The following is an 18,343-nucleotide window of genomic DNA, read 5'->3' as shown; positions in this document are numbered from 1 at the left end:
GGTGGTGGCGGTGGTGGCCGCGGCGGTTACTGATCGCCCACCCCCAGCCGTTTCCGGTGCCTTTGAGCCCGGAAGTGCAAAAGCCCCCCGGCATGCCGAGGGGCTTTTTTGTTGGTGCTCGCTTTTTGGATTTCGCCCGATGCGATTCAGCCAGTCGCGCGGCCCTCACCCTGCCGGTGCTTGCGCGCACGACCGGCCAGGAGGCGATCAAACAAAGGGTTGGGCAACAGCCTGAGCAGCTTGGCCACCACCCCCATTTGCCATGGAATGACGCGGTAACTCGTTCCGGCTTCAATGGTGTCAAAGGCGCGGTCGGCAAACACCTCGGGGCTCAGCAGAAACGGCATGGCGTATCGGTTCTCCTGCGTCAGCGGTGTGTCCACATAGCCGGGCAACAGCGTGACCACCGCCACCCCGCTGCTGCGCAATTCACCGCGCAAGCTCTCGCAGTACGCCACCACGGCGGCCTTGCTGGCGCAATAGGCCCCGTGGCCGGGCAGACCGCGAATGGCCGCCACACTGGCGATGCCCACCAGTCGGCCGGTGCCGCGCGCGACCATGGCACTCACAAAGGGGTGAAACGTCGCGGCGAGGCCGGTGTTGTTGGTGGCGAAGGTGCGGGCCATCACCTCCACATCATCCCGCTCGGATGTGTCCATGCCGATGCTGATGCCGGCGTTGGCGATCACCACGTCGGGCACGCCCTGCTCGGCCAGGCAGCGCTCACCCGCTTCGATGACGCTCCCTGTCTCGGCCACATCCGCCCGGTACACCCGGCAGCGCTGGTCATCCCATTTCTGTGCATCCACCCAGGCCTGCAATGCCTCGCTGCGTCGGGCCACCAGTGCCAGTCGGTAGCCAGCCTGCGCATATCGCAGCGCCAGCGCCTGTCCGATACCACTGGATGCACCGGTGATCAAGACAAGAGGACGCTCAGCACCGGCGGTGTGGGCTTCATTCATGGCATCAACGGGGCGCGAACCGGGCTCGCACCTGGCCGGTCATCACGGCAACCCGGGTGTCTCCCTGGTAGTCCAGGGTGTTGGCAGTGATCTGGTCCTTGTCGCGCACCAGCAGGACTGGCTTGTCGGACATGACGTGATCAGGGTCGACCGACACACGCAGGTACTCGCCATGAAATTCCATGCGGGCCAACGGCTGTCCACTCGGACCGCGCCCCGCCTGGCGCACCACGGCGGCATCACCTTCGAGCACAAACACCGTGCCGGCGTCGTTGCTGGTGATCATCTTCGCGGTGGCCGTGGAAAGCTGGCGCTGGGGATTGAACGAACGGATGCGCGCAGCGTCCACCACCAGGGTGCTGGTGTCGGGATGGTGGCGTGCCTCGGTCCCAAAAAGCTCGGTCTTGAGTGCGCCGCCGGGTTCGAACACCTTGACCGAAAAGCGCTTCATGAAATAGTCGGGCTCATGGGTCACAGGCCGCTCGGCGGCGGGCTGCTCTGCCTCCGGCGTGGCACGCAGCAACCAATAGGACGCCAGCGCCAGCAGCATCATGAGCAGCACAGGCAGATAGATCGACAACCTGTCCCACCAGTGGCCAAAGCCGAACTTGCGGGTGGGCGCTGCGGCGGGGGAAACGATGGGAACCGCCGTACTCATCTCGCGGCCGCCTCCAACTCTGACGCATAGCGGCCACTTGCCACCAACAGCAAGTCACACAGCTCCCGCACGGCGCCCATGCCCGGCGCACGCGCGGTGACATGGTGCGCCAGCGCCAACACCTCGACATGCGCCGTTGCCGGTGCACAGGCCAACGCCGCGCGGCGCAGCATGGACAAATCGGGCCAATCGTCGCCCATCGCGGCGGCTTGTGACCAGTCCAGCCCCAGTTCAGCCAAGATCGATTCGGCCGCCGGGCATTTGTCTTCGGTGCCGAGGCGCAGATGGGTCACGCCCAGCGCCCCCAGACGCACGCGCAACGCAGGCGCGTCGCGCCCGCTGATCACGGCGGGCGTGATGCCAGCGCGCTGCAGCAGTTTGATGCCGTGGCCGTCGAGCGTGTGAAAACGCTTGATCGTCTCGCCGGCTTCGCTGAAGTACAGGCCGCCGTCGGTCAACACACCGTCCACATCAAAAAACACCACGCGCACCGGCTGAGCGCGAAGCAACAGCTCGGGCGCGAAGTTCAGCGTGGGACGCAGCGGCGGAAGATCAGAAGACATGGGGCAATGCTAACGGGAGAGGACGTCGAGTGAGGAGCCTTCGGCCAGGGCGCCGCGGAACCGGCTTTGCCGGGCCGCCAGCGCCGCCCCCTGGGGGTGACGCCGCAGGCGACGCGGGGGGTTAGATAACTTTCGCACGCATCAGGTCGTTGCTGTTGAGCGCACCACACAACCGCCCCGCTTCGTCGACCACCAGCACGCTGGTGATGCAGGTGGCTTCCATCAGGTCGGCAGCGACCACCGCCAGGACATTGGCCCGCACCGTGCGAGGGCTGGGATGCATCACCTGGGCAGCGGTGAGTGCGCGCAGATCGGCGCTGCTGCCGGTTTTCTCGATCAAGCGACGCAGATCGCCGTCCGTGAAGATGCCCAGCACCTGCTCGTCCGCATCAACGATGGCACTCATGCCCAAGCCCTTGGCGCTGACCATGCGCATCAGCTCCATCAGTCCAGCCTGTGGTGACACCCGGGGAACACCGTCACCGCTTCGCATCACATCGCTCACCAGCGTGAGGAGCTTGCGGCCCAAAGCACCGCCGGGGTGCGACCGGGCAAAGTCGTCGGCCTTGAAACCCCGCGCGTCGAGCAACGCCACAGCCAGCGCATCACCTAGGGCGAGCTGCGCGGTAGTGCTGGCGGTGGGGGCGAGGTTGTGTGGGCAGGCCTCTTTTTCGACCGAGGTATCGAGCACCACATCGGCATGTCGACCCAGGGTGGACGCGACCCGGCCGGTGAAGGCCACCAGCGGCACGCCCATGCGCTTGATCAGCGGAAGGATCGATGTGAGCTCCTCGCTTTCGCCGCTGTTGCTGATGCCAAGCACCACATCCGCGGCAGTGATCATGCCCAGGTCGCCGTGGCTGGCCTCGGCCGGATGCACGAACATCGAGGGCGTGCCGGTGGAGGCCAGGGTGGCGGTGATCTTGCGTCCGATGTGTCCGCTTTTGCCCATGCCCATGACCACCACGCGCCCCCGGCACGCCAGCAACAGGCCGACCGCGCGCACAAAACGCTCGTCCAGCCGACCGGCCATGGACAGCACCGCCTGGGCTTCAATGTCCAGTGCTTCGCGGGCCAAGGCGGTGGTGCGCACGGGATCCAGGGGGGGGAGCAGACTCATCGGAAGATTATCGCCGCAGGCACCGAACACGGGCTTCGCACACTGAGTCACCCGATTAACATCTGGACATGAACTCGCTCGACATCACGCTGCTCTACCTGCTGGCCGCCGTGTTGGGCGTGGTGGGCTGCCGCATGCTCAAGCTGCCGCCGATGCTGGGTTACTTGGTGGTGGGCGTGGTGATCGGCCCGAATGCGTTGGCGCTCGCACAGGACTCGGCCGGTCTGCGGCACCTCGCCGAATTCGGCGTGGTGTTCCTGATGTTCGTGATCGGGCTGGAGTTCTCACTGCCCAAGCTCAGGAGCATGAAACGCCATGTGTTCGGACTGGGCCTGTCTCAGGTGGTGCTCACGGTGGTGCTCACCACGCTGGCCTCGCTGGCCATGGGTGTGCTGTTGCCCAACTGGTGGAAGCTCTCGTGGCAAATGGCATTGTCCCTGGGTGGCGTGATGGCGATGAGCAGCACCGCCATCGTGATCAAGATGGTGGCCGAACGGCTGGAGCTCGAATCCGATCATGGCAAGCGCGTGGTGGGCATCCTGCTGTTCCAGGATTTGGCCGTGGTGCCGCTGCTGGTGCTGATTCCCGCACTGGGCTCCGCACCGGAAGATCTGTTGCCCGCCCTCGGCCTGGCCCTCATCAAAGCGGTGGTGCTGCTCGGCGTGTTGCTCACCGGTGGGCAGCGGGTGATGCGCTGGTGGCTCACGCTGGTGGCGCGGCGCAAGAGCGAAGAGCTGTTCATGCTCAACCTGCTGCTGATCACGCTGGGCCTGGCCTGGCTGACGGAACACGCCGGCCTGTCGCTCGCGCTCGGCGCCTTCGTGGCCGGCATGTTGATTTCAGAAACCGAATACAAACACCAGGTGGAGACCGACATCCGCCCGTTTCACGACGTGCTGCTGGGCCTGTTCTTCATCACCATCGGCATGATGCTGGACTGGCGCCTGGTGCTGGAGCGCTGGCCCCTCGTGCTGGTGCTGCTCACGCTCTCGCTGAGTTTCAAGATCACCATGATCTCGGGCCTCACGCGCGCTCTCGGCGCACCCATGGGCACCGCGTTGCGCACCGGCCTGTACCTGTGTCAGGGAGGGGAGTTCGGCCTGGTGCTCCTGACGCTGGCCGGGCAGCACCAGTTGGTACCGCCCCAGCTGTTCAACCCCATTCTGGCGAGCATGGTCATCTCCATGCTCGCCACACCGTTCCTGATCATGTACACCAACGACATCGTCACCCGCGTGGTGGGCAGCGACTGGCTCATGCAGTCGGTGCAGATGACGACCATCGCGCGCAAGGCCATCAACGCCGACAAGCACGTGATCATCTGCGGCTATGGCCGCTGCGGACAAAACCTGGCGCGCCTGCTGGAAGCCGAAGGCATTCCCTACATGGCGCTCGACCTTGACCCCGACCGGGTGCGCCAGGCCGCCGCGGCCGGGCACTCGGTGGTGTTCGGCGACGCTGCGCGGCTGCAGGCCCTGATGGCGGCGGGCCTGCACCGCGCCAGCGCGGTCGTGATCACCTACATCGAAACCACCAGCGCGCTCAAGGTCTTGCACCACACCCACGAACATGCGCCGCAGGTGCCGGTGGTGGTGCGCACCATCGACGACACCGACGACGCCAAGCTGCGCCAGGCCGGTGCGACAGAAGTGGTTCCCGAGGCCATCGAAGCCAGCCTGATGCTGGCCAGCCACGCGCTGGCGCTGGTGGGTGTGCCGATGCGGCGCGTGATCCGCGTGGTGCAAGACCAACGCGATGCGCGCTACAACCTGCTCAAGGGTTACTTTCATGGCGCCGACGATGACGGCATCGAAGAAGCCGACCACGAGCGCCTGTCCACCGTCACCATCCCACAGGGAGGGCGCAAAGTGGGCAAGACCCTCGGCAGTGCAGCGCTGGACGCCATGGGCGTGCGCGTGGCCAATCTGCGGCGCGCGGGCGGGCAGAACGCTCCGTTTGACGATCACACCGTGCTGGAAGGCGGTGACACCCTGGTGCTCAGCGGCAAGGCGCCCGCACTGGCACTGGCTGAAGCGAAGTTGCTCGGCGGTCGCTGAGGCTCGGCTGGGTCTCACGTCCCGCGCGTGCCCGATCTGTGGCTCTGTGGCGAGAGCGCGGGGATAATCCGGCGCATGGACAACGCCGCCTACCTCCGCTCGCACATCCGCACCGTGCCCGACTGGCCAGCACCGGGCGTGCAGTTCCGCGACATCACGCCACTGCTCCAGGACCCCAAGGTGTTCCGTGTGCTCATCGACACCTTCGTGCACCGCTACATGGACCCGGCGTTGCGCCCCACGGTGGTGGCCGGCCTGGACGCGCGCGGCTTCATCATCGGCTCGGTGGTGGCCTACCAGCTGGGCGTGGGCTTTGTGCCCATCCGGAAGAAGGGCAAGCTGCCCTTCACGACGGTGGAAGAAACCTATGAGCTGGAGTACGGCAGCGCGACAGTCGAGCTGCACACCGACGCCGTCAAGGCAGGTGACCGCGTGCTGCTGATCGACGACCTGATCGCCACCGGCGGCACGATGATGGCCGGGCGGCGGTTGCTGGAGAAGCTGGACGCCGAGGTGATGGAGGGTGCAGCCATCGTGGACCTTCCCGAGCTGGGTGGTTCGGACAAGCTGCGAGCGTCGGGATTGCCGCTGTTCACGCTGGTGAACTTCGCAGGGCATTGATGCCGTGGCCCGACACCCGACGGGCTCGCGACCCTCAGAGCTTGCCGTACTGGGTCTCGCTCAGTTCGGAGAAATCGCTGTGCACCTCAGGCTCTGCCTCGATCCCATCGGGCGGTGATTCCATGCGGTGCGCAGGCATCGCCGGCTGGCGCAAGGCTTGGCGAAAGGCGTTCACCTCCTCGGGCGCCAAGGACTGCACCCGGCCATTGGACAAAGTCATGTTGGGCGCAGGGATGGCCGTTCCAGTGAGGGCCGCCTCGCGCTGGGTTTGCGCCGACACCGCAGCCTTCAAGGCCATGCCACGTTGATCGTGAGCCGCCTTGCGCCGCCAGTACACCGCCTGCACCTGCATCGAGTGACGTGAACGAGCGCTGCTCTGGATCCAGCGCTCGATCTCCAGAAGGTATTCATCAGGCATGGCCTCGGCGGGCAGGGCCAGATCCACCAGCACCAGAAACCCGTCACCCGTGGAGTCGAGTGCGAGCACCTTGAAGTCGTAGCTGGTGGACAGCACGCCGGCACGGATCAACGACTCGCGAACCACCGAGAACAACTGCTCCCGGCGCAGGATGCGACGACCTCGCCGCGGCGAGATCAGGGGCAAAGTGGTCTGGCTGAAAGAGCGTCGGGGCTTTTTTCGGCCAGCACCCTCACCAGCATCGGATCTTTTGGCTTGTAGCCAGCGCAACAGAGACATGGCTGGAGTTGCCTTTCGGTCAAAGGGTTGGAATGAAGAAAAACTGCTGAAATCGCCCAGCGAATCGAAGCCACAAGGCGACCAAGACCATCATCAGGTCACGGCCACGCGTTTGGGCTTGTTGTACATGCGGCGGGCCAGCACCGCCGCCATGGCGACGGTGAGGTCGAGCGCGATGGAAGGATAGCGGGTCGAGAGTTCTCGGAACCGCAAAGGCGTCATGCACCACAAACGGGCATGGCTGCCCGCGTTCACCGTGGCACTGCGCGGCAGGTGACTGAAAAAAGCCCCTTCTCCCAGGATAGAGCCAGCACCGACCACCGCGATCCGCACCCGGTCTTTGTCGTCTTCGTAGTGCACGGTGAGGCTGCCGCTTTCGACGAAGTAAACCGTCCGGTCTTTCACGCCCTGCTCGATCAACACCTGACCCATTTGAAGGCTCACAGGCTGGAGGTAGTCCGCCAGCGTGGTCCACTGTGCCTCGGTCAGATTCAGCGGAACGGCGTCCAGCGCACTGCAACCTCGCGTGGCCTGGGCCAGCGATTGGATGTCGAAACGCCCAGAAGAGATCTGAGAGGCATTCATCGCCTCACCATAACGGCGGCAGCGGCCACAACACAAGCAGTATTTACCGATGCTTACAGCTTCGTTCCGAGCGGTAGCGAACGGTCGCCAGACGGCGCCCAGGTTCACTTGCCAATGCAGAAGCGGGAAAAAATCTCGCCCAGCAAGTCGTCGGCGCTGAACGCACCGGTGATCTGATTCAAGCTGTGTTGCGCCAGACGCAGCTCTTCGGCCAGCAGGTCCAGGTGCTCGGCGCGCGCCTGAAGGCAGGTGTGCGCGATGGCCAGGTGCTCGGCCACGCGATGCAAGGCCTGAAGATGGCGCTCACGGGCCATGAACAGGCCATCGCCCGCGTGCTGCCAGCCGGCCAGTGTGAGCAAGCCCTGACGCAGACCCTCGATGCCGTCGCCGCTTTTGGCGGAAATCGCCAGATCACCAGCCCGCAGACGTTCAACGAGTGCCGTCTGTTGAAGCGCACTGCACTGGTCGAGCTTGTTCCAGACCTCCAGCACCGTCACACCGGTCGGCAATGCCGCCGCAATGGCGGCGTCGGCCGTTTGATACTCGGCGCTCTCGCACCGGGTCAGATCGTGCAGGAAGAGCACCGCATCGGCCGCTTCGATCTGACCCCAGGCGCGCTCGATCCCGATTCTCTCGACCTCGTCCACGTCAGCGCCTTGGCGCAGCCCGGCGGTGTCAATCACATGCAGCGGCACCCCTTCGATCTGGATGGTCTGCTGCACCACGTCGCGCGTGGTGCCGGCGATGGGCGTGACGATGGCCAGCTCGGCGCCAGCGAGCGCGTTGAGCAGCGAGCTCTTCCCGGCATTGGGCTGACCGGCGATCACCACCTTGAGGCCGTCGCGCAGCAAGGCGCCCTGGCGTGCCTGGGCCTGCACATCGGTCAGCGCGGTGCTCAGGCGAGCGAGCTGCCCCTCAGCGTCGGCTTTTTTAAGGAAATCGATCTCTTCTTCGGGGAAGTCGAGTGTGGCCTCCACCAGCATGCGCAGGTTGATCAGCGCGTCGCGCAGCGCGTGAATGCGTTCTGAAAACACGCCCGCCAGCGAGCGACTGGCGCTGCGCGCGGCGGCCTCGGTGCTGGCGTCAATCAGGTCGGCCACCGCCTCGGCCTGGGCCAGATCGAGCTTGTCGTTCAGGAAGGCGCGTTCGGTGAACTCCCCCGCGCGCGCAGGGCGCAGGCCTGGCAGCAGCGGCTGGTCGTTTGCATCGGTGACCTGCGCCACCTGCAGGCAACGCGCCAGCAACAGCTGCAGCACCACCGGCCCACCGTGGCCCTGCAATTCCAGCACGTCTTCGCCCGTGTACGAGTGCGGTCCCGGAAACCACAGCGCCAAGCCGTGGTCGATGGGTTGCCCAGCCGCGTCCGAAAAGGGCAGATACGTCGCCTCGCGGGCCTTCAGCAACCGGCCCAGCAAAGCCTGCACAAACGCCGTCAGGCTTTGGCCCGACACCCGAACGATGCCCACCGCACCGCGCCCGGGCGCGGTGGCGATGGCGACGATGGGGTCACGGAAGGCAGCGAGCATGGAGCGAGAGGATAAAGCGGAAAAACAAAGGGCCTGCAGTTGCAGGCCCGATGGCGTGAAGTATCCCTTTCCAGAGACACCGAGGAACCGGCTTTGCCGGGCCTCTGGTGTCGCCCCCTTTGAAAGGGGGAGCCGCGAAGCGGCGCAGGGGGTTACTTCTTGAACAGTTCGAACGGATTCGTGATCTTCAGCGGAACGCCCATGCGCTTGTTGATAAACGACTGCTGCGCAATCGTGAGCACGTTGTTCGTGATCCAGTACAGCACCAGGCCGGCCGGGAAGAAGAAGAACATGACCGAGAACATCAGCGGCATCAGCCACATCATCTTGGCCTGCAGCGGATCCGGTGGCAGCGGGTTGAGCGCCGTCTGGATGATGGTGGTCAGCGTCATGATGAAGGGCAACACGAAGAACGGGTCTTTTGTGGACAGGTCGGTGATCCAGCCGATCCAGGGCGCGTTGCGCATCTCAACCGACGACAGCAGCACCCAGTACAGCGCGATGAACACAGGGATCTGGATCAGGATCGGGAAGCAGCCGCCCAGCGGGTTGACCTTTTCCTCACGGTACATCTTCATCATTTCCTGCTGCATCAGCTGCGGGTTGCCTTTGAGGCGCTCGCGCATCTCGGCGACCTTCGGGTTGATGGCCTTCATCTTGGCCATGCTGCGGTAGGCGCTGGCGTTGAGCCAGTAGAAAGCCGCCTTGAGCATCACCACCAGCAGCACGATCGACCAGCCCCAGTTGGCGACAAAGCCGTGAATCTTCTCCAGCAGCCAATACAGCGGCTTGGCCAGGATCGTCAACCAGCCGTAGTCCTTCACCAGTTCCAGGCCTGGGGCCACGGTTTCGAGCACCGTCTCTTGTTGCGGGCCAATGAACAGGCGCGCATCCAGCTTCTGGCTCTGACCGGGTGCCACGGCAGGCAGCGTCGCGATCGCGCCGACCGAGTACAGGTTGTTGTCGACCTTGCGGGCGAAGTTCTCGCGCGCCGTGCCGTCACCCAGCAGCCAGGCCGAGGTGAAGTAATGCTGCACCATGGCCACGTAGCCGTCGTTCGAGGTCTTCTCGAAGTTGTTCTTGCCCGCGTCGATGTCCTTGAACTCGACCTTCTGGTACTTCTGGGCACCGGTGTAGACAGCCGGGCCGGTGAAGGTGGAATAGAAGGGGGTTTCGCTGTCGGTCTTGTTGCCGTCGCGCACCAGTTGCAGGTACAGCTGTGGGGTGACCGCCGCCGCGCCGGTGTTGACCACCTCGTGGCTCACGCCGATCACATAGCTGCCGCGCTGCAGCGTGTAGGTCTTGGCCAGCTTGACGCCGCCCACGTCGGCCGACTCAAAGCGCAGCGTCAAGCTGTCCTGACCATCGGCCAGCGCGGTCGGGCCAGCGACCAACGTCATGGGCGTCTTGTGGGTGGGAAAGCTGCCACCGATCAGGCCGGTTTGCGCCACATAGGTGTGCTTGTCGTTCTGCGCCAACAGCTGCAACGGCTCGGAGCCCAGTTGCTGACTGGCGTGCTTGAGCAGCGTGGCGCCGATCAGGGAACCGCCTTCGCTGTTGAAAGTGAGTTTCAGCACGTCGGTGCTGGCGTCGATGCGCTGGGCCACCGGCGCGGGTGTGCCGTCAGGCGCGGCGGCTGCGCCAGCAACTGCCGCGGTGGCGGCCGGCACAGTGGCGCTGCCGCCCGTTGCCGGAGCGGCCGCGCCAGCGGCTTTGGGCGCCGTGACAGCGGACGTCGGGAAGAAGGTCGGCGCCTTGCCGTTGTGGATCTGCCACTTGTCCCAGATCAGGACCATCGAAAAACCAAAAACCACCCAGAGGATGGAGCGGCGGATGTCGTTCATGACGGGATCTTCTTTTCAGGGGACGAAGGGATCAGACGCGAAAACAGACGCGGCGCCCGCTCGGGCACCGGGTCGTGACCGCCCCGGCACCAAGGCTGGCAGCGACCGATGCGGCGCAGCATGAAATAGGTGCCGGCCAGGGCACCGTGGCGTTCCAGCGCACCGATGGCGTAGATCGAACACGTGGGCTCAAAACGACAGCCATTGCCCAGCCAGGGACTCAGCAGCAAACGGTAGCCCTTGACCAGACTGATCAAGGCACGACGCGGCCAGTCGCTCAGCATGGCGCGGCCTCAGCGGGAACCGTCTTCACGGCAATACGGCCCATCAGCTGGGTCAGCTCAGCGCGCACAGCGGCCTTGAGGGCGTCCGACGTGGCGCTCACAAACTGCTTGCGGCTGAACTCGCTGCGCAAACGCACCACGAGCGCGACCTGCGGCAACGTCGACCCCGCCACGCGGGAGACCTCGTAGATCTGGCGACGGATGGTGTTTCGCGTGACAGCGCGGCGGGCCCAGCGTTTGGGCAGCATCACGCCCAGCCAGGTGTCGACCACCGGAAACAGCGCACGGCCCTCTCCCGGGCTGGGCAATGCCAGCCGGTGGAGGGCAAAGTGGGGGGTTTTGGCCACGAGATCACCCGCCATGACGGCCTGGAACTGCGGCCTGGACCGGATGCGCTGCATCAGCCGGACCGGGTGGCAGGCATGCCGAACAGCATCGACCCGACCGGCATGGGCTGCAGGCGCGAGCAGGCTCAGACAGCCAGGCGCTTGCGGCCCTTGGCGCGGCGGGCGTTGATCACGGCACGGCCGCCGCGGGTCTTCATGCGCACGAGAAAGCCGTGGGTACGGGCGCGCTTGATCTTGGAGGGCTGGTAGGTGCGTTTCATTGCCATGGCAGTGGACCCAGGCTTTGACCGTGGGCATTCAAGTTAAAGGGAAACCCAAGATTATCGCAAGAAAATCCCATGCACGGCAAGCACTTGGCGTTTTTAACCGCTGCAACACCTCATCTCGACGAAGCCCCCGCACAGCGGCCAAGGGGGCAAACCCGGTGTGTGGATAAGTCCTCCGGCGCCGTACAATGCCGAGCCAGCCCCGAGCCATTTGTCCACAAGAACAGTTTCCTTTACATGATCGAGGGCACCCCCCCATTGAATGCCACCGGCGACACCACGTCGCTCTGGTCCACCTGCGTCGATCGCCTGGCGCAGGAAATTCCTGAACAACAGTTCAACACCTGGATCCGGCCGCTGTCAGCCGTGGTCGCCGCGGATGCGTCCAAGGTCACGATCGCCGTGGCCAACCGTTTCAAGATGGACTGGATACGAGCCCAGTATTCGGGCCGCATCAGCGCGTTGTTGGCGAGCATTCACGAAGCGCCGGTGGCACTGGAGTTGGTGCTCGCTCCGCGTGAAGGCCCCAGCCGCACGTCGCCTGCGCCACGCACGGTGCAAGAGCAGGTGCTGGCCGAGTTGCCCGATGTGGCGCCCGCCGAAGCCAACAACCCCTCCGGGCCGCGCACCCGGCTCAACCCCGCGCTGACCTTTTCCACACTGGTCGAGGGCTCGGCCAACCGCATGGCGCGCGCCGCCGCCATGCATGTGGCCGGCAGTCTGGGCCAGCTCTACAACCCGCTGTTCATCTACGGCGGCGTCGGCCTGGGCAAGACCCACCTGGTGCACGCCATTGGCAACCACCTGCTGGCGGACCGCCCGCAGGCCAAGGTTTTGTACATCCACGCCGAACAGTTTGTTTCGGATGTGGTCAAGTCCTACCAGCGCAAGACCTTTGACGAGTTCAAGGAGCGTTACCACTCGCTCGACCTGCTGCTGATCGATGACGTGCAGTTCTTCGCCAACAAGGAGCGAACGCAGGAAGAATTCTTCAACGCCTTCGAAGCCCTGCTGGCCCGCAAGAGCCACATCGTGTTGACCAGCGACACCTATCCCAAGGGCCTGGCCGACATCCATGAGCGCTTGGTGTCGCGCTTCGACTCCGGCCTCACGGTGGCCATCGAGCCGCCCGAGCTGGAAATGCGGGTGGCGATTCTCATCAACAAAGCCGCGGTGGAGAGCGCCGTGATGCCTGAAGAAGTGGCCTTCTTCGTGGCCAAGAACGTGCGATCCAACGTGCGCGAGCTCGAAGGTGCCTTGCGGAAGATCCTGGCCTATTCGCGCTTCAACCAGAAGGAAATCTCGATCCAGCTGGCGCGCGACGCGCTGAAAGACCTGTTGTCGATCCAGAACCGGCAGATCTCGGTCGAGAACATCCAGAAGACGGTGGCCGACTACTACAAGATCAAGGTCGCGGACATGTACAGCAAGAAGCGCCCGGCCAGCATTGCTCGCCCGCGCCAGATTGCGATGTTCATCGCCAAGGAACTGACGCAAAAAAGCCTGCCGGAAATCGGCGAGCTGTTCGGCGGCAGGGACCACACCACGGTGCTGCACGCGGTGCGCAAGATCGGCGCCGAACGCCAGCAGAACAGCGAGCTGAACCAGCAGCTGCACGTGCTGGAACAGACGCTCAAGGGGTGAGGGCCGTGGTTTGCGGTAGGCCCGCACAAAAAGGTGAAAATAGGCGAGTTTTGGGCTCTGAGGGGGCCCTGATGCAAGCCCGAGGAGTGCGCCGGAGCGGAGCGCCACCAGTCAACCAAAGACGAAAGAGTCTGACATGATCGTTTTGAAATCCACCCAGGACAAGGTGTTGGCTGCGCTGCAGTCGGTCGCGGGCATCGTGGAGCGCCGACACACCCTGCCGATCCTGGCCAACGTGCTGCTGCGCAAGACCGGCTCATCCGTCCAGCTGACCACCAGCGATCTGGAGATCCAGATCCGCACCACGGCCCAACTCGACGGCGACGACGGCAACTTCGCCACGACTCTGGGCGCACGCAAGCTGATCGACATCCTGCGCACCATGCCATCGGATCAGACCGTCAGCCTGGAAAACACCGGCGGCAAGCTGGTGCTCAAGGGTGGCAAGAGCCGCTTCACACTGCAAAGCATGCCGCCCGAAGACTTCCCGCTGGTGCAGGAATCGGCCAGCTTCGGCCCTGTGTTCTCCGTGCCGCAGAAGACGCTCAAGAGCCTGTTGAGCCAAGTGTCTTTCGCGATGGCCGTGCACGACATCCGCTACTACCTCAACGGCATCCTGTTCGTGGCCGAGGGGAAAAAGCTCAGCCTGGTCGCCACCGACGGCCACCGCCTGGCGTTTGCCAGCGCCGAGCTGGACGTGGAAGTGCCGAAGCAGGAAGTGATCCTGCCGCGCAAGACCGTGATCGAGCTGCAGCGCCTGCTGTCCGACAAGGAAGGCGCGATCGAGATGCAGTTCGCCGCCAACCAGGCCAAGTTCAGTTTCGACGGCATGGAGTTCGTCACCAAGCTGGTCGAGGGCAAGTTCCCCGACTACAACCGCGTGATCCCGAAGAACCACAAGAACATCGTCACGCTCGGTCGCGCGCCGCTGCTGGCCTCGCTGCAACGCACCGCCATCATGACGAGCGAGAAGTTCAAGGGCGTGCGCCTGAACGTCGAACCCGGCGCGCTGCGCGTGGCGTCGAGCAACGCCGAGCAGGAAGAAGCTGTCGACGAACTCGACATCGACTACGGCGGCGACACCATCGAGATCGGCTTCAACGTCACCTACCTGATCGACGCGCTGCAAAACATGAGCCAGGAGATGGTTCGCATCGAACTGGCCGACGGCAACAGCTCGGCACTGGTCACCAACCCCGACGACAACGCATTCAAGTACGTCGTCATGCCGATGCGGATATGACGCCCCCTGCAGCGCTTGCGGCGCTGGGTTGAGAAACCAGCGCGCCGCCGTTACCCCAAGCTCGACCCGCACTGTGCGGGTTTGGCGTTTCTAGAAGTCAGAGAAATTCACCATGTCCGAAGCCAACCAGCCCGCAGAACCCGGTTCCGAAGCCGTCAACACCGGCGAAGCAGGGTCCGCCAGCTCCAACTTCCAGCCCACCATCGACGCCCACCAGGCTGGCGCGAGCGAGGGATATGGCGAGGGCGCGATCCAGATCCTGGAAGGTCTGGAGGCGGTGCGCAAGCGCCCGGGTATGTACATCGGCGACACGTCTGACGGCACCGGCCTGCACCACCTGGTGTTCGAGGTGGTGGACAACTCGATCGACGAAGCGCTGGCCGGTCACTGCGACGACATCGTCGTCACCATTCACAGCGACAACTCGATCAGCGTCACCGACAACGGCCGCGGCATTCCGACCGGCGTGAAGATGGACGACAAACACGAGCCCAAGCGCTCGGCGGCAGAAATTGCATTGACCGAGCTGCACGCCGGCGGCAAGTTCAACCAGAACAGCTACAAGGTCTCGGGCGGCCTGCACGGCGTGGGCGTGAGCTGCGTGAACGCGCTGAGCCAGTGGCTGCGCCTCACGGTGCGCCGCGAAGGCAAGATGCACCAGATCGACTTCGCGCGCGGCTTCGTGCAGAACCGCATCGTCGAGAAGAACGCCGACGGCATCGAAGTCTCCCCCATGAAGGTGGCGGGCGACACCGAAAAGCGTGGCACGGAAGTGCACTTCCTGCCCGACTACGAGATCTTCAAAGAGAACAGCGACTTCCACTACGAGATCCTCAGCAAGCGCCTGCGTGAGCTGAGCTTCCTGAACAACGGTGTGCGCATCCGCCTGAAGGACGAACGCAGCGGCAAGGAAGACGACTTCTCCGGCGCCGGCGGTGTCAAGGGCTTCGTGGACTTCATCAACAAGGGCAAGACGGTTCTGCACCCCAACGTGTTCCACGCCATGGGCGACCGCGCTAGCGACCAGGGCACCAACATCGGCGTTGAAGTGGCCATGCAGTGGAACAGCGGCTACAACGAGCAGGTGCTCTGCTTCACCAACAACATCCCCCAGCGCGACGGCGGCACCCACCTGACCGGCCTGCGCGCCGCGATGACGCGCGTCATCAACAAGTACATCGAAGAACACGAGTTCGCCAAGAAGGCCAAGGTCGAGGTCACCGGCGACGACATGCGCGAAGGCCTGTGCTGCGTGCTGTCGGTCAAGGTACCCGAGCCCAAGTTCTCCAGCCAGACCAAAGACAAGCTGGTCTCCAGCGAAGTGCGCGGCCCGGTGGAAGACATCGTTTCCCGCCTGCTGGCCGACTACCTGCAGGAGCGCCCGAACGACGCCAAGATCATCTGCGGCAAGATCGTCGAAGCCGCCCGCGCCCGCGAGGCCGCCCGCAAGGCCCGCGAAATGACGCGCCGCAAGGGCGTGCTCGACGGCATGGGCCTGCCCGGCAAGCTGGCCGACTGCCAGGAAAAAGACCCGGCGCTGTGCGAGATCTACATCGTCGAGGGCGACTCCGCCGGTGGCTCCGCCAAGCAGGGCCGCGACCGCAAGTTCCAGGCGATCCTGCCGCTGCGCGGCAAGATCCTGAACGTGGAAAAAGCGCGCTACGAAAAGCTGCTCACCTCCAACGAAATCCTGACGCTCATCACCGCCCTGGGCACCGGCATCGGCAAGGCGGGCAGCGAGAGCGCCAACGGTGACGGCAAGGACGACTTCGACGTCGCCAAGCTGCGCTACCACCGCATCATCATCATGACCGACGCCGACGTGGACGGCGCCCACATCCGCACCCTGCTGCTCACCTTCTTCTACCGCCAGATGCCCGAATTGGTCGAGCGCGGTCACATCTACATCGCACAGCCTCCGCTGTACAAGGTGAAGGCCGGCAAGGAAGAGCTGTACCTGAAAGACGGCCCGGCGCTCGACGGCTTCCTGCTGCGCATCGCGCTGAAAGACGCCAAGGTGGTCACCGGCGGCGCCACCAACACCACGCTCGAAGGCGACACGCTCAACGAGCTCGCGCGTAAGCACCAGGTGGCTGAGCACGTGATCTCACGTCTCTCCAACTTCATGGACGCCGAAGCCCTGCGCGCCATGGCCGACGGCGTGAGCATCAAGCTCGACACCGTGGAAGAAGCCGAAGCCAGCGCCGTCGCGCTGCAGATCAAGCTGCGCGAACTCAGCACCACCGGCGTGCCCGCCGAAGTGGCCGGCGAGTTCGACGTGCGCACCGACAAGCCCATCCTGCGCATCAGCCGCCGCCACCACGGCAACATCAAGAGCAGCGTCATTACCCAAGACTTCGTGCACGGCGCCGACTACGCCGCGCTTTCCAACGCGGCCGAAACCTTCCGCGGCCTGCTCGGCGACGGCGCCAAGGTCATGCGCGGCGAAGGCGAGAGGCAGAAGGAAGAAAAGGCGAGCGACTTCCGCCAGGCCATGCAATGGCTGATCAGCGAAGCCGAGCGCACCACCAGCCGCCAGCGCTACAAAGGACTGGGCGAAATGAACCCCGCCCAGCTCTGGGAAACGACGATGGATCCGACCGTGCGCCGCCTGCTGCGCGTACAGATCGACGACGCGATCGAAGCCGACCGCGTGTTCACGATGTTGATGGGCGATGAGGTGGAGCCGAGGCGGGAGTTTATTGAGGCCAACGCCTTGCGTGCGGGCAACATCGACGTGTGATGTGCGTGGGGGTTCTTGGTTTTACGGCAGGATGAACCGAACGTGGTTCGGTTGCTTCGCTGGCTTCAACTCGAAATGACCCGGTAACTTGCCAAAGAGCTTGGCGCTGGACGCGTTTTTGCCGAGCAGCTTCTTGTCGTGAAGCGCTTTGGCAGCATCCCCCAGAGAGGACCACTCCCCGGTGCGCAACAAGGGAAATGCCTCCAGCACCAGCTCGGGGGTGACTTTTTCGACCACCGCCGCGGGGACTTTGGCAGCGGCCTTTTTCGCTGTGGGTGCCTTCTTTGCAGCGGCTTTGGTGGGCCCTTTGGCAGCAACCTTCTTGCTTGCTGGCGGCGCCACCGTCTTTGCCGCCGATTTGAGCTTTGCCAGCTTCGGCGTAGCAGCAGTCTCTGCCGCTTCGGCATCTCGGCCCACATAGATCACGTTGTCGTAGGCCTTCACGGCTTCTGGCGCCATCTTGCGGTATTCAGACACACAGAGCACCTTGATGCCGCGCTCCCGGAGTCTGACGACCAAGGGCACAAAGTCGGCATCGCCCGAACCAACGACGACCGTCTTGGGCGACGGGGTTTGACACGCCAGCTCCATGGCATCCACGGCCAGCGCCATGTCGGTGGTGTTCTTGGACAGTGAGAGGTTGACGAAAGGCCGAATGGCCCAGAGGCGCATCGGCTCGGCCAGACCTTTGAGGTTCTCGGCACTGCCATAGGCGCGCCGCACGGCAATCGACCCTTCGCTGGATTCGACGGCATTGAACGCCTCGTCCACCCAGGCAGCAGAGGACAGATTGTCGGCATCGACTAGAAACACGACCATGATGGTCTCCTTCCTGTTTGACTCACGATGATAGAGCGCGGGGTTCACTGCGACTCAGTCTCCCGCTGTTCAAACCCCTCAAACGCTCCTTCCACCTCACCCATCTCCACCCCATCCACCCGCGCGCCCATCGGCCCGCGTTGCGCCCAGCCCACCAACGCCTGCACCGCCCCAGCGGGCCCGCAGACCATGGCTTCCACGCTCCCATCCAGCCGGTTGCGCACCCAGCCATTCACCCCCAGCGCGCGCGCCTGCTGCGCCATGTTCCAGCGGTAACCCACGCCTTGCACGCGGCCGGTGATGCGCAGATGGCGGGTGATGAGCTTGCTCGGTGGGGTGCTGTCGTTCATGGCGGGTTCGGGGG

Annotated in this window: 18 protein-coding genes; 5 read left to right on the top strand and 13 right to left on the bottom strand. The window is 64.4% G+C overall.

The window, feature by feature from the left end; all coding sequences use genetic code 11:
• Positions 1-146: 146 nt before the first annotated feature.
• From B0E41_RS02820 to B0E41_RS02805, 4 genes are all read right to left on the bottom strand, one after another.
• Positions 147-962 carry an SDR family oxidoreductase gene (locus B0E41_RS02820; RefSeq protein ID WP_077328611.1) on the bottom strand — a complete coding sequence of 272 codons (816 nt, stop codon included), beginning with the start codon at positions 960-962 and terminating at the stop codon, positions 147-149.
• A gap of 4 nt (positions 963-966) precedes the next feature.
• Complete coding sequence (gene lptC, locus B0E41_RS02815) at positions 967-1,620, bottom strand: LPS export ABC transporter periplasmic protein LptC (protein WP_077328609.1); 654 nt, start codon at positions 1,618-1,620, stop codon at positions 967-969.
• Positions 1,617-2,183, bottom strand: coding sequence for an HAD hydrolase family protein (locus B0E41_RS02810; RefSeq protein WP_077328607.1), 567 nt, complete (start codon positions 2,181-2,183; stop codon positions 1,617-1,619). Before B0E41_RS02810 ends, lptC begins: the two co-directional genes overlap by 4 nt.
• Positions 2,184-2,304: 121 nt before the next feature.
• Positions 2,305-3,303 (bottom strand): KpsF/GutQ family sugar-phosphate isomerase, encoded by a 999-nt coding sequence (locus B0E41_RS02805; RefSeq protein ID WP_077328605.1) that lies wholly within the window; start codon positions 3,301-3,303, stop codon positions 2,305-2,307.
• 68 nt (positions 3,304-3,371) lie between these two features.
• Here B0E41_RS02805 and B0E41_RS02800 point away from each other — a divergent pair, with 68 nt between their 5' ends.
• Positions 3,372-5,360: a monovalent cation:proton antiporter family protein gene (locus B0E41_RS02800; RefSeq protein WP_077328603.1), complete on the top strand. Its 1,989-nt coding sequence runs from the start codon at positions 3,372-3,374 to the stop codon at positions 5,358-5,360.
• A 75-nt stretch (positions 5,361-5,435) separates the two neighbouring features.
• The gene (locus B0E41_RS02795) at positions 5,436-5,981 is read left to right on the top strand and encodes an adenine phosphoribosyltransferase (protein WP_077328601.1); all 546 of its coding nucleotides are present in this window, start codon (positions 5,436-5,438) and stop codon (positions 5,979-5,981) included.
• A 34-nt stretch (positions 5,982-6,015) separates the two neighbouring features.
• Here B0E41_RS02795 and B0E41_RS02790 read toward each other — a convergent pair whose 3' ends face one another.
• From B0E41_RS02790 to rpmH, 7 genes are all read right to left on the bottom strand, one after another.
• Positions 6,016-6,585, bottom strand: a complete 570-nt coding sequence (locus B0E41_RS02790; protein ID WP_077328598.1) for a hypothetical protein — start codon at positions 6,583-6,585, stop codon at positions 6,016-6,018.
• Positions 6,586-6,771: 186 nt separating this feature from the next.
• On the bottom strand, positions 6,772-7,263 hold the full coding sequence (locus B0E41_RS02785) for a cyclic nucleotide-binding domain-containing protein (protein ID WP_077328596.1): 492 nt from the start codon (positions 7,261-7,263) through the stop codon (positions 6,772-6,774).
• Between the two features lie 104 nt (positions 7,264-7,367).
• Entirely contained in the window at positions 7,368-8,789 is a 1,422-nt protein-coding gene (gene mnmE / locus B0E41_RS02780; RefSeq protein ID WP_077328594.1) for a tRNA uridine-5-carboxymethylaminomethyl(34) synthesis GTPase MnmE, read from the bottom strand.
• Positions 8,790-8,941: 152 nt separating this feature from the next.
• A complete protein-coding gene (gene yidC / locus B0E41_RS02775) occupies positions 8,942-10,633 on the bottom strand; it encodes a membrane protein insertase YidC (RefSeq protein ID WP_077328592.1) in 1,692 nt (563 codons plus the stop codon).
• Positions 10,630-10,917, bottom strand: coding sequence for a membrane protein insertion efficiency factor YidD (yidD, locus tag B0E41_RS02770; protein WP_077328590.1), 288 nt, complete (start codon positions 10,915-10,917; stop codon positions 10,630-10,632). Before yidD ends, yidC begins: the two co-directional genes overlap by 4 nt.
• Positions 10,911-11,318 (bottom strand): ribonuclease P protein component, encoded by a 408-nt coding sequence (locus tag B0E41_RS02765; protein ID WP_077328588.1) that lies wholly within the window; start codon positions 11,316-11,318, stop codon positions 10,911-10,913. Before B0E41_RS02765 ends, yidD begins: the two co-directional genes overlap by 7 nt.
• Before the next feature lie 71 nt (positions 11,319-11,389).
• The gene (rpmH, locus tag B0E41_RS02760) at positions 11,390-11,524 is read right to left on the bottom strand and encodes a 50S ribosomal protein L34 (RefSeq protein WP_066096666.1); all 135 of its coding nucleotides are present in this window, start codon (positions 11,522-11,524) and stop codon (positions 11,390-11,392) included.
• Positions 11,525-11,767: 243 nt separating this feature from the next.
• On the opposite strand from rpmH, the gene dnaA reads away from it, so the two are divergent.
• From dnaA to gyrB, 3 genes are all read left to right on the top strand, one after another.
• Positions 11,768-13,174: a chromosomal replication initiator protein DnaA gene (gene dnaA / locus B0E41_RS02755; protein ID WP_077328585.1), complete on the top strand. Its 1,407-nt coding sequence runs from the start codon at positions 11,768-11,770 to the stop codon at positions 13,172-13,174.
• Positions 13,175-13,310: 136 nt separating this feature from the next.
• Positions 13,311-14,417 (top strand): DNA polymerase III subunit beta, encoded by a 1,107-nt coding sequence (dnaN, locus tag B0E41_RS02750; protein WP_077328583.1) that lies wholly within the window; start codon positions 13,311-13,313, stop codon positions 14,415-14,417.
• 112 nt (positions 14,418-14,529) lie between these two features.
• Complete coding sequence (gyrB, locus tag B0E41_RS02745) at positions 14,530-17,160, top strand: DNA topoisomerase (ATP-hydrolyzing) subunit B (protein ID WP_077328581.1); 2,631 nt, start codon at positions 14,530-14,532, stop codon at positions 17,158-17,160.
• A 21-nt stretch (positions 17,161-17,181) separates the two neighbouring features.
• Here gyrB and B0E41_RS02740 read toward each other — a convergent pair whose 3' ends face one another.
• Positions 17,182-18,027 carry an NYN domain-containing protein gene (locus B0E41_RS02740; RefSeq protein ID WP_143433629.1) on the bottom strand — a complete coding sequence of 282 codons (846 nt, stop codon included), beginning with the start codon at positions 18,025-18,027 and terminating at the stop codon, positions 17,182-17,184.
• A complete protein-coding gene (locus B0E41_RS02735; protein ID WP_077328613.1) occupies positions 18,024-18,329 on the bottom strand; it encodes an acylphosphatase in 306 nt (101 codons plus the stop codon). Before B0E41_RS02735 ends, B0E41_RS02740 begins: the two co-directional genes overlap by 4 nt.
• Positions 18,330-18,343: the final 14 nt, after the last annotated feature.

Origin of the sequence: Hydrogenophaga sp. A37, assembly GCF_002001205.1 — a bacterium.
Lineage (GTDB): Bacteria > Pseudomonadota > Gammaproteobacteria > Burkholderiales > Burkholderiaceae_C > Hydrogenophaga.
Note: the sequence above shows the minus strand (reverse complement) of the source record. Positions and strands in the feature narration are given on the sequence as shown.